Origin of the sequence: Pseudoalteromonas sp. MIP2626, assembly GCF_013414205.1 — a bacterium.
Lineage (GTDB): Bacteria > Pseudomonadota > Gammaproteobacteria > Enterobacterales > Alteromonadaceae > Pseudoalteromonas > Pseudoalteromonas nigrifaciens.
The window spans coordinates 1-11,644 of the sequence record NZ_JAATTW010000074.1 but is presented as its reverse complement, the minus strand read 5'-3'; the positions used below and the strand labels follow the sequence as shown (position 1 = coordinate 11,644).

Sequence of the window (11,644 nt, the reverse complement as noted above, 5' to 3'; positions counted from 1 at the left end):
AGGGCTAACTATTCCGATTCATCCCATCGACACCGCTTCGCGTCGATCAATGGGTTTTCTCGGAAAATTTCGATAAAAATAAACAGCAAAGCCAATGGGCTCGTCGCCATCAAAGCATATAATGCTATGCGCTGTTGCGCCTTCACTAAAAAGGGTATCTAAAATGGCTTGTTCATTGGTTTTAACTGCTTGTGGCTCTTTTTCATAAATAGCGAGCTCATTAATAAAGTGCAAAATGGTTTTTGCATCACTTGCTTGCGCATCACGAATGTCTATTGTGTTTGTCATACTGCTTTAACCTTACTAGGGCGTGTTTATCTTTCGAGTTTAAATTTGCAGCAGTATGTTTGGTTTTTAGGCAAGGCAGAGCCTATGTAGTGTGTGACTCCCCATAAATAGGCGATAACGCAGCATAAATGCCAAACATGCGCTGCCCTTGGTTCTTCCTAGGGGCGGCTTACTCTTTGTTGCTCAGTTTTTACTTAGACCACTAGGTTACAAACATCGCGCCGCGATTAAATCGCCCCTAGAGTGAACAAATTTAAAACCTGGAAGGTCAACACGCCCTGTATTGCTCTAATTTATCTTTTAAAATATCAAGTTCTATTGGCTTGCTTAAATAATCATTCATGCCAGCTGCAATACACCGCTCTTTGTCTGAATCCATGGCATTGGCTGTTAATGCTATAATTTTAATTGCTTTATGCTGCTCGCCAGCCTCACCTTTACGTATTGCAATAGTGGCATCATAACCATCCATAACCGGCATTTGGCAATCCATTAGTACAACTTGAAAGTAACCTGCTTCATGTTTTGCAAGTTCCTCTAAAGCACGTTGACCATTTTCGGCTAAGACTGTTTCGCAATTGAGCTTTTTAAGCATTAAAGTAGATACTTGCTGGTTTATTGGATTATCTTCAACCAATAATATTTTAGCAGGCTCAATGGTTTTGGCTTTGCGCAACGATGAAATATACCCAGATGTTACCAATGGCAGTGCTTCGTGCTGCTCGCTATTAGTAATAACCGAAAGCGCAGAAATTAAATCGGCGGTTGTTACTGGCTTTGGAAAGTAAGCCTGAAAGCCTGCGTCAGAATAGCGCTGAGCCCCCTCTAAGCCTGCAATACTGGTCATCATTACTAATGGCATATGTTTGTAATCTGCATGCGCTTTTAATACTTTACATAACTCTATGCCATCCATGCCGGGCATTTGCATGTCTAATACAGCTATGTCATACATGCCCTGATTGTTTTTAACTCTATTTTCACAAATTAGCAGCGCATGTTCGGCATTATTTGCCAGCTCAACATTAGCTCCCCAGTGCTTGAGCTGCTCTGAAATAACCAAACGATTTGTTTCGTTATCATCAACTACCAATATACTTAACCCATTAATATTAGCCTTTGGCATATAGCGCTCTTGTTGATCGCCCTTTAGCACCTCCATGGTGACGATAAACTCACTCCCTTGGCCAGCATTACTTTTAATTGCAATAGCGCCTCCCATTAGTTCACATAACTGCTTACTAATAGCAAGACCAAGGCCAGTGCCTCCATATTCTCGAGTAGTAGACGCATCTACTTGCATAAAGGGTGCAAATAACTGTTGTTGTTTTTCTTTGCTAATGCCAATACCAGAATCTTTTACGCTAACTTGCAGCATTAGCTGGGCCTCAATACGCTCAATAGATGCGCTAACCACCACTTCGCCTTCGTTTGTAAACTTAACGGCATTACTTAATAAATTAGTTAATACTTGGCGTATTCTCCCTGGATCGCCACTTAACTGCGATGGCTCTAAGGCAACCAAATCTAAAATTATTTCTATGCCTTTATTTTGAGCTGTTAATGCTTGCCCAGCGGCTACTTCCCCAATTAAATCGCGGGCATTAAAATTAATACTCTCTAGCTCAATTTTACCTGCTTCTACTTTTGAAAAATCTAAAATGTCGTTTATTACACCCAGTAATGATTGCGCACTGGTTTTAGCAATTGCTACTTTAGTTTCAATAGGCTTGGGCAGTTGCTCTAACTGAATAAGCTCAAGCATGCCTAAAACACCATTCATTGGCGTACGTATTTCATGGCTCATAGTTGCTAAAAACTGACTTTTTGCTACACCGGCTTCTTTTGCCAAAACCAAAGCTATTTTTAATTCCTCAGCGGTTTGTTTACGGCGTTGTGACACTAAGGTACTGCCTACTAAAGTTGCTAAAGAGCGTAAGTAGGTTTCTTCACTTTGCGTCCATTGGCGAAACTCCCCAACGGTTTCTGCGCATAAAATACCTAAATTTCCGTCACCGGTTGTAATAACGGCATCTAGCATAGATTTTATATTATTAGGTTTTGCATAATGCTCAATAAAATCAACGGTAGCGGGATGATTATAAACATCGTCAATAGCTATTAAGTTTTGTTTATAAATAGCTTCGTAGTAGGCAGGGTAATCCTCTGCACTGAGCTGTGCATTACAGCAATCAACACCTTGCCCTTGTATATTTAAACTATGGCAAATCATTAAATCGCGTTGTTCGTTAAAAATCCAAATAGAAGCGCGCTGTACATCAAGCACTTCACACATAGACTTAACGGCTAATTTTTTTACCTCTGCCACATCACTGCTTTGCACTTCAGGTGCAACAGTAAGCATGGCTAAGCTTTTGTTATAACGATTGGCTTTTTCGCTTTCGAGTTCAAGTCGCTTATGCGCATCAATACTTTGAAAAGAGCCAAAAACACGAATGCACTGGCCGTTTTCAAACTCACTTTGCCCTATTGACTTAACCCAACGTTCTTGGCCAGTGTAAGTAACAATAATAAGCTCAATATTCCAGCTTTTCCCACTACTTATTGCACTTTCAAAAAGGGCATTAATTTTATCTCTGTGATAGCCTTCTTTATAATGATTTATTGCGGTGGCTATATCTGGAGAGTAACTCTGTGGCACTTCGTGAATTGCGCGTACTTCGTCTGACCAATAAAGCGTTTGCGCTTTTAAGTCTATTTCCCACGCACCTATTTGCCCCTGTTTACTCATAGATTCAAGCAGGCTTTGCTGACGTGTTATTTTTAATTGCGCCTGATAACGCTCTGTAATATCGAGTATAAAACCATCTAAATATAATACGTTTCCGTCAGTGTCATAAATGGCTTGGCCTTTTTCATTTACCCAACGTACTTCATTACCTTGCGTTATGATCCGGTATTCAACAGACCAAGGCGTGTGCTCGTCAATGCACTTAATAATCGTTTTTTCAATATCGTCACGATCGTCCGAGTAAATTATTTCTAAATAACTTAACTGCTTATTCTCTAATATTGCCTCAGCGTCATAACCCGTAAGCTCTTTAGTTTGCTTACTCATATAAAGCATAGTCCACACTTTATCGTACTTACAGCGGTAAATAATGCCTGGAATATTGCCTACTAACGAGGCAAATTGGTCACGACTATTTTGTAATTCTAGCTCTGTTGCTTTTTGATCTGTAATATCCAAATGGGTACCTATCATCCGCTTTGGTGAGCCATCATCATTCCATTCAACCACTTTTGCAGTGTCTAGTATCCATACCCAATGACCTTGTTTATGTTTCATACGTGCTTCATTAACGTAATAGTCTGTTTCACCAGAAAAATGAGCGTTTAATTTTTGCTCCGAAACGATTAAATCGTCTGGGTGGGCATACTTATACCAAGTGCCTATTACTGCTGGGCCTAACTCATCTAAGGTATAGCCAATTATTTCAGCCCAACGGTGATTAAAAGTGACTTTACCTGTGTCAATGTACCAATCCCAAATTCCCACAGCGGTAGTATCTATTACCAACTGTAGTTGTGCTTTATGCTCTTCTAGCTCTATTTCTTGTAACTTTAATGCGGTTAAATCTGTTCGAATGGCTATATAGCTTTGTGGCTTAGCATTTTCATCTAAAAATGGCGCTATGGTGGTATCTACCCAATATAAATTACCTTGCTTGGCTTTATTACATATTTTCCCATGCCATACTTTTCCCTGTTTTAGGGTTTGGTACATTTCTTTAAAAAACTGTTTTGGGTGAGTGCCCGAATTAAGAATACGGTGGTTTTTACCTATTAACTCGTGTTCGTCATAACCACTTATTTCACAAAACTTTTTATTAACAAAAGTGATAGTGCCTTTTAAATCTGTTGCAGCCACAATCGTGTGCTCATCAAGTGCACTTTTTTGCTCTGCTAAGTGCCTTAGCACAACCTGTAGTTCAGTCCCTTGTTTATAAAACTCTGTTAGTTGTTGCTGTTTATTTTCGGCCAATTTACACAGCTTACTCGATAACAAATTAAACTCTTGGCTGTCGGGTAAAATAGGTACTTGGGTGCTTTTCCCCTTGGTAATTTTATCAACAAGGGCTGTTAAGCGCCTTAATGGATGAAACAATACTCGACCAAACCACCAAGAGCACGCTAAAACAGCCAACAACATAAGCAGTGTTGCCAAAGCAAAATACTTAATAGAATAAGTATTTGTTAGCTCCTGAACATTCGGCTTAGACACTAATAGCAGCCAGCTTTGATCACCCAAAAAATTCAGCTGACTAACAAAGCCATACATTACATCATTATTTTCGTTGTTATAGGTAAACGTTTTTTGCATTAATTGTGTTTTATTTAATAATGTTTGCTCTGTTGATGGCTGTTGGTTTAATAAAGGCAAACTATTACTTGGCAATAAACTAAAACTAAGCTCGCTGTTTTTAGTATACATTGCATTTAATTGATTCATTAGCCACTGGGGGTTTATATCGGCTAAAAGAATACGGCTTAATTGTTGCTCCGTATTATATATACCAAGCGCAATAATAAAATGTGGTTGTTTTTCAATTAAAAATGATTGAAATGAAGGCGTTGCATGCTCACTCAAGCTAGTATGGATATTAGTTAACGATTGAGGAGCTATTTTGCTAATAAAAGAAGATGTAGGTGTAGCAAGCAAAGCTGCGCTATCTATTAGCTCTACATTATTTACAAATTCGTATACGTTAACAAACTCAGTTATTGCACTTTGTTGTTGCACAGAGTTAGTCGTTAACTGGTTTTTAAGTAACTTAAAATCTTTAATATAATCAGCCAGCCAAAAGCGACTAAACTGCTGAGCAATATTTGTTACCTGTTGTAATTCAGTTTGGGCGTGTTGTTCTGATGTATTATTTATTCGCTTAAAGCTCAGCCAAGAAAACAAACACAAAGGTATTAATGCAATAACTACAAAGGCTATAGTTAGCTTACTTTGTACAGACTGTCCTTTACCTGCTAGCTTTGTGAAGCTCAAACCTTTATTCATACCTGAATTACCTAGTAATTTTACCCATTTTAATACTATGTATTAATGCATTAAAAAGCCTAAGACGCAAGTTTGCGCTAATAAGCCCATGAATTTTTTATGTGTTTTACAAACAGTACTGCTACCTGGATTTTAACTAGATATACGCCTAAGTATACACAATGAGTTAGCTAAGTTTCATCAAGCCCCGTGTAGCTGTTTTTAGCTGCTCGTGATATAACAATCTTAATATAAGTAGTTACTTGGGGATATTATGGGTCATGACCATGCACACAGCCATGTAGACGACAGCCAAAGTAACAAGCAACTCGCGCTAGCTGTTGCCATTAATGTTCTGCTTACTGTTGCGCAAGTTATTGGCGGAATATTTTCTGGCAGTTTGTCACTCATGGCAGACGCACTGCATAATCTTAGTGATGCAGCCGCTATATTTATTGCCCTTGTTGCGCGTAAAATTGGTAACAAACCTGCCGATAACACACATCACTTTGGCTACAAGCGCGCCGAAATTTTAGCTACTTTGTTCAATAGCAGTACATTAATACTGATAGGTGTGTATTTAATTTTTGAAGCTATGAGCAGTTATTTAAACCCGCAGCCAATTGATGGTTGGATCATAGTATGGGTGGCTGCATTTGCCCTGCTAATAGATTTAATCACTGCACTTTTAACTTACCGAGCTGGCGCAAATAGCAGTATGAATATAAGAGCTGCTTTTATTCATAATGTATCTGATGCGATGGCGTCTGTTGTGGTTATTGTTGCAGGTACTTTAATTATTTTGTACCAGTGGTATATAGTTGATTTAATTGCGACAATTTTAATTTCTATTTATGTTATTTACCATGGCGTGTTACTGCTTAAACAAAGCTGTCGCATTTTAATGCAAGCTGCGCCTAATAACTTTGATACCCAAGCTGTTACATGCGCTCTCACCAAAAACTTTAATATAGAGCAAGTAATAGCTATAAAAGTATGGCAATTAGATGATAAAACCAGCCATTGCGAACTGCTGATTAACGCTCATAACTCACTTGATTTAGCAGCCGTTAAACACTTTTTACAGCATAATTTTAATATTGAAAACTGCATAATAGAAAAGCACAATAATTTATAATAAAAATAGCTTTATAAATAAACTTTCAATTGAAAACTGCTCTCATTATCATTTACAATTAGGGTTCTTAGCTCACAATTGAGATGCCGTTTTTGAAACTTTGGTTACGTAAAATTCATTTGACACTTGCCCTACTCAGCGGGTTGTTTTTATTAATAGTGAGCCTCAGCGGAGCGGTGTTAATTTACGCAAAAGATCTACAACACCTTATCCAGCCCGAAAAATGGCTAGTAACGCCTGCAGAAAAACCGCTAAATTTCGACACTTTAATAAACAGTGTGCAAACTCAAACCCAACAAAAAACTGTTTTTTTAATGCCTGAACAAAACCCTACTATGGCATGGCAGTTTAGATTAGCTAATAATCACTACGCGAGCGTAAACCCCTACACCAGCAATGTTATTTATACTTACCAAAGTACAGATACAATTTATGGTTTTACGCTTGCTTTGCATCGCTGGTTATTATTTGAGAGCAGTGACGGTAATAAACCATTTAAAAATTGGATGTCGGTATGTGCATTACTGCTGTTAATAAACGTATTAATAGGCTTTTATTTATGGGTAAAACCTAAAAACCGGATAAAACGTTTAGCTATAAAACCTAAAGCAAAACTAAGAGTACTGCTGTATCAGCTGCATACTGTGTTGGGAGTTTACTTTTTTGTGCCATTAATACTGATTGCCTTTACGGGTATGGCGTTTAATTGGAAAACGCAAACGCAGTCTGTTTTAGAACTGGTAACACAAAATAAAGTAACAAACAGACCTGCGCCTCCCAAAATACCTGTGCTTAAAAATACCGAATTACAATACAATTTAGCAATTAATAATGCTCAAGCCATATTTCCAGAAGGTGAGCTATATAGGGTATACCTGCCTAAAAAAGCGGATGACGCGATTGCTTTAAGAATACAAAATCCCGGCGAAAGCCACGCTTACAGCTGGGTTTGGACTAATCCATTTACTGGTAAAGTATTAAACTCATTTGACGCCAGTAAAAGCAATTTCACCACACAAGCATGGAACTTTAAATATGCCTTTCATATTGGTAATTTTGCTGGGCCAGTTGTACAGTTTTTATGGCTACTAATAACCCTATCACTGAGCTTTTTTATTGTAACGGGTGTTTACTTTTGGTTAAAAAGACGCAATCGAAAATAATTATCATTAACACTTGTGGTCTTTATTGTTAATAGTTATCATTACCAAAACTAATTATTTATCTGAGTTACCATGTTAAAAACCTCGCTTTGCTTACTTAGCGTCGCTGTTAGTGCTTGCGCAATTGCCGATGAAAATAGTAAAAACAAATATTCTGCTGATCAGTTAGAACACGTTATTGTGTCGGGTAGTCGTATATTTGAAAGTATTGATGAAGTTCCTGCTTCAATTACTGTTATAAATCAGCAGCAAATTCAACAACACTTAAAAGTAAACCCAGAACTAAGCAGCTTACTCGCACAAATGGTACCAGGATTGGCTCCTAGCACCGGCAGCTCCAGTAACTCAGGCCAAACACTGCGTGGTCGCGCACCTTTAGTTATGATTGACGGCGTACCACAGTCAACTCCACTGCGTAACGGTTCATTAGGCATAAAAACGCTAGATGCCAGTGCCATTGCACGCATAGAGGTTATTAAAGGAGCAACCTCTATTTATGGTAATGGCGCTGCTGGCGGCATAATTAACTACATAACAAAACAAGCGAAAAGTGACGGCCAGCCTGAGGGCGAAATTAGTATTTCTAGCCGCTTTAGTGCTGTTAAGCTTGATGAAAGTGCCGGTGCAAGAATATCGGCAGCTATAAATGGTGGCTTAGATAAGTTTAGCTATTTAATAAGCGCCAGTTACGAGCAAAACGGTGTACAACGTGATTCAGAGGGTGATATTTTAGGCTTGCAATATGGTTTGTCCGACTCAGAAACACAAAACTACTTTACTAAACTAAGCTACGATTTTGATGATGATAAGCAACTAGAGTTTAGTTATAACTTTTATAGCTCACAGCAAAAAACTGATTTAGGGGATGTTACTGGCGACGGTAACATAGGTGAAAAAACCTATGCGATTCATGTACCCAAAGAGCTGCAAAAACCAGGTAAACCGCAAGGCCCCGAAGGCAATGTAAATATTACTCTTAAATACCTAGATTACGCCTTATTCGATAACACCCAAATGACCTTAGATCTGTACAAGCAAAATATAGAAAATGTATTTTTCTTTTCAACTAATTTAGCCAATCTTGATGATGGTTATAGCGGTGGTCAATCTGTTATAAAGTCAGATAAACTAGGCGCAAGAGCCACATTTAATAGCCAATTTGACTTTGATAATCTAACAACCACCTTAATATATGGTATTGATGCCCTAAACGATAAAACCTCACAACCTTTAGTTGATGGCCGTATATGGGTTCCTGAAATGGACATGGATAGTGTTGCTGGTTTTTTACAAACAAAGTGGGTAATTAACGACGATATTATTTTAAAAGCCGGTGTAAGAAAAGAAAGCATAGATTTAACGGTAGCCGACTATCAAACATTAAAGCTATGCAGAACCGCTACGCAATGTTCAGTACCACTAAGTGTGCGCGGCGATACCATAAATTACGATGCAACAACTTACAATGCTGGCATTAAATATAATTTAAGCCCTGCCTTTAGCCCATTTTTTAGTTACTCGCAGGGCTCTGATATATCAGACATAGGCATACTATTGCGCGCAGCTACTGTAAACGATATAGCGCTTATTCAAACACAAGCATCAATTATAGATAACTACGAAGTAGGTTTCACCTCACAATTTGATGACCTGCGCTTTGAACTAGCAGCATATAAAAGCACGTCTGAGCTAGGAACCAGCAATAAATTTAACGATGTAACAGGCGTTTATGAGCCAATACGCGCGCCGCAAAAAATATGGGGCTTTGAAGGCTTAGTAAATTATGCCATTACCCCACAACTTAAATTAGTTGCCACATATAGCTACGTTGAAGGTAAAGATACCCAAGCCGATGAATACTTAGGTGCTAAACAAATTAGCCCACCAAAAGCGACAGCCAATTTAGCGTGGCAGGCCAGCGACGACATAGCTCTTACATTTAGCTATTTATACGTTGGCGATAGAAAGCGCTTTGATAAAAACGAACAAGGCCAATACGTTGGCGATCAAGGTCCTGTAAGTAGTTACGATATAGTTAATTTGAGTGGTCAATATCAAATTACTCCACAATGGAGCAGCTATTTTGGGGTCGAAAATTTATTTAACAGCGACTACTACCCTGCTCGTGCGCAATCATATACTTATGGTGGCTACAATATTAAAGGACTAGGCACTACGGCAACTCTCGGTGCTAAATATCAATTCTAACTGATTTAAGTAACTTTAAAGGCATGTTAAGCATGCCTTTTTAAATTATATTAAAATATGTGTATTAACTCTCATCTCGCTCAATTAACAATACCTATTATAAAAATTAAAAACTGCTTACAAACCAAGTAATAACGCAAACTTAAATAAGAATCAAAACCAATAGTAACATTATGATTTTTATAGAAAAAACTTGCAATAGCTGCAGTTTGCACTACACTGGTCGCAATTGAACTTGTTAAGGTGATCTATCATGAAAGGTAATCAAAAAGTAATCGACGCATTTAATACATTGCTAGCCAACGAATTAGCAGCAATTGACCAGTATTTTATTCATTCGCGCATGTACGATGACTGGGGATTAGCTAAACTTTATGAGCGCCTTAACCACGAAATGGAAGAAGAGAAAGATCATTGTGACTGGTTAATAAAACGCATTCTATTTTTAGAAGGTGTGCCTAACATGACTAAACGTCGTGATTTATTAATTGGCACCGATGTTAAAAGCATGATGCAAAACGACTTAACACTTGAGCTTGAAGTAGTAGCTAGCGTAAAAGACGTAATCGCAATATGCGAAGAACAACAAGACTATCAATCTCGTGCCATTTTAGAAAAACTATTATTTGATACCGAAGAAGATCATGTTTACTGGTTAGAACAGCAACTTGGTTTAATTGATAAGATTGGAACGCAAAATTATCATCAAGCACAAATGGCTTAGTAGGAGTATATAGTATGAAAGGCGATAAAGACGTTATTGCAGCACTAAATAAAGTACTCGCTAACGAGCTTGTTGGTATTAACCAATACTTTTTACACGCACGTATGTTTAAAGATTTTGGCTTTAGTAAATTAGATAAAGCAGACTACAAAGTATCAATTCAAAAAATGAAAAACGCGGATCGTTTAATTGAACGTATTTTGTTTTTAGAAGGCTTACCAAATCTTCAAGACCTAGGCCGTTTACGTATTGGTGAAAACAGCGAAGAAATGATTGCTGCCAATATGAGCTTTGAACTTGATACAATTGATGAGTTACGTAGCGCAGTTAAACTGGCTGAAAGTAAAAAAGATTATATTACTCGTGAAGCCCTTGATCACATTTTAAATGAACAAGAAGAGCAAATTGATTGGTTAGAAACTCAGCAATTACTGATTGAAAATACCGGCTTAGAAAACTACCTACAGTCGCAGCTGTAATAGTAATTAACACGCATAAAAAAAGCAGCTTAAAGCTGCTTTTTTTATATCTAAATTTTGTAATGTAATTTTTAACTAAATTAAGCCACTTGATCCGTTATATCGGCAATTTGAATAAGCTTACGATTAAGGATCTTTTTAGTACAACCACAACACTTACCGCATTGGCTGCCCACTTTAAGCTCTTTAGTTAACTCACGCATGGTTGTTGCACCATCGTCAATTGTTTGTTCAATTTTTTTATCGGTCACACCGTGACATAGACAAATATACATGAATACAAACCACTCTCAATTACATTTAGTAGGTGCATACTAATCTAAATGGTAATGGTTATCAAACACTTTTTGCAGTTAATTATTTATTTTTTGATCTTATGATCAGTGCCACTTAAATCGAGAATTCACGGCGCGTTGAGAACTTGTTGATTTATATTGAAATATGGCACTTAAATTGAGATTTATTAACTAAATTACACTCTTGCATATTCCGGAGCATCGTGAACAGTGATTCCGGCCCATCGTGAACACCCGTTCTGGTTTTAGCGTGAACGCTCATTCCGGTTTTATCGTGAACACTTTTGACTGATTTTCCGGAATCGGTGTTCACACCAAACCAGTACAATTTCAACGC

General features: G+C 37.8%; 8 protein-coding genes and 1 pseudogene. 5 read left to right on the top strand and 4 right to left on the bottom strand.

Annotated features, from left to right (window positions below):
• Window positions 1-72: 72 nt before the first annotated feature.
• Together HC000_RS17350 and HC000_RS17345 are read right to left on the bottom strand one after the other, a co-directional pair.
• A pseudogene (locus tag HC000_RS17350) lies at window positions 73-288 on the bottom strand (GNAT family N-acetyltransferase); the annotation flags it as partial.
• 268 nt (window positions 289-556) lie between these two features.
• A complete protein-coding gene (locus tag HC000_RS17345; RefSeq protein ID WP_179808293.1) occupies window positions 557-5,320 on the bottom strand; it encodes a PAS domain-containing protein in 4,764 nt (1,587 codons plus the stop codon).
• A gap of 253 nt (window positions 5,321-5,573) precedes the next feature.
• On the opposite strand from HC000_RS17345, the gene HC000_RS17340 reads away from it, so the two are divergent.
• The 5 genes from HC000_RS17340 (at window position 5,574) to bfr (HC000_RS17320) (ending at window position 11,011) form a co-directional block, all read left to right on the top strand.
• Window positions 5,574-6,437 (top strand): cation diffusion facilitator family transporter, encoded by an 864-nt coding sequence (locus HC000_RS17340; protein WP_179808292.1) that lies wholly within the window; start codon window positions 5,574-5,576, stop codon window positions 6,435-6,437.
• A gap of 92 nt (window positions 6,438-6,529) precedes the next feature.
• A complete protein-coding gene (locus HC000_RS17335; RefSeq protein WP_179808291.1) occupies window positions 6,530-7,600 on the top strand; it encodes a PepSY-associated TM helix domain-containing protein in 1,071 nt (356 codons plus the stop codon).
• A gap of 72 nt (window positions 7,601-7,672) precedes the next feature.
• Window positions 7,673-9,808, top strand: coding sequence for a TonB-dependent receptor (locus tag HC000_RS17330; protein WP_179808290.1), 2,136 nt, complete (start codon window positions 7,673-7,675; stop codon window positions 9,806-9,808).
• A gap of 253 nt (window positions 9,809-10,061) precedes the next feature.
• A complete protein-coding gene (gene bfr / locus HC000_RS17325) occupies window positions 10,062-10,532 on the top strand; it encodes a bacterioferritin (RefSeq protein WP_011329914.1) in 471 nt (156 codons plus the stop codon).
• Between the two features lie 14 nt (window positions 10,533-10,546).
• The gene (bfr, locus tag HC000_RS17320) at window positions 10,547-11,011 is read left to right on the top strand and encodes a bacterioferritin (RefSeq protein ID WP_011329913.1); all 465 of its coding nucleotides are present in this window, start codon (window positions 10,547-10,549) and stop codon (window positions 11,009-11,011) included.
• Window positions 11,012-11,091: 80 nt separating this feature from the next.
• Here bfr (HC000_RS17320) and HC000_RS17315 read toward each other — a convergent pair whose 3' ends face one another.
• Complete coding sequence (locus HC000_RS17315) at window positions 11,092-11,286, bottom strand: (2Fe-2S)-binding protein (RefSeq protein ID WP_011329912.1); 195 nt, start codon at window positions 11,284-11,286, stop codon at window positions 11,092-11,094.
• 154 nt (window positions 11,287-11,440) lie between these two features.
• A partial coding sequence (locus HC000_RS18455) for a hypothetical protein (RefSeq protein WP_218911054.1) occupies window positions 11,441-11,644 on the bottom strand: 204 nt, incomplete at its 5' end.

Bases quoted from the DNA above. Each gene is read 5' to 3' on its own strand.
- HC000_RS17345 (WP_179808293.1), bottom strand. From the start codon at position 5,320: ATGAATAAAGGTTTGAGCTTCACAAAGCTAGCAGGTAAAGGACAGTCT.
- HC000_RS17340 (WP_179808292.1), top strand. From the start codon at position 5,574: ATGGGTCATGACCATGCACACAGCCATGTAGACGACAGCCAAAGTAAC.
- HC000_RS17330 (WP_179808290.1), top strand. From the start codon at position 7,673: ATGTTAAAAACCTCGCTTTGCTTACTTAGCGTCGCTGTTAGTGCTTGC.
- bfr (WP_011329914.1), top strand. From the start codon at position 10,062: ATGAAAGGTAATCAAAAAGTAATCGACGCATTTAATACATTGCTAGCC.
- bfr (WP_011329913.1), top strand. From the start codon at position 10,547: ATGAAAGGCGATAAAGACGTTATTGCAGCACTAAATAAAGTACTCGCT.
- HC000_RS17315 (WP_011329912.1), bottom strand. From the start codon at position 11,286: ATGTATATTTGTCTATGTCACGGTGTGACCGATAAAAAAATTGAACAA.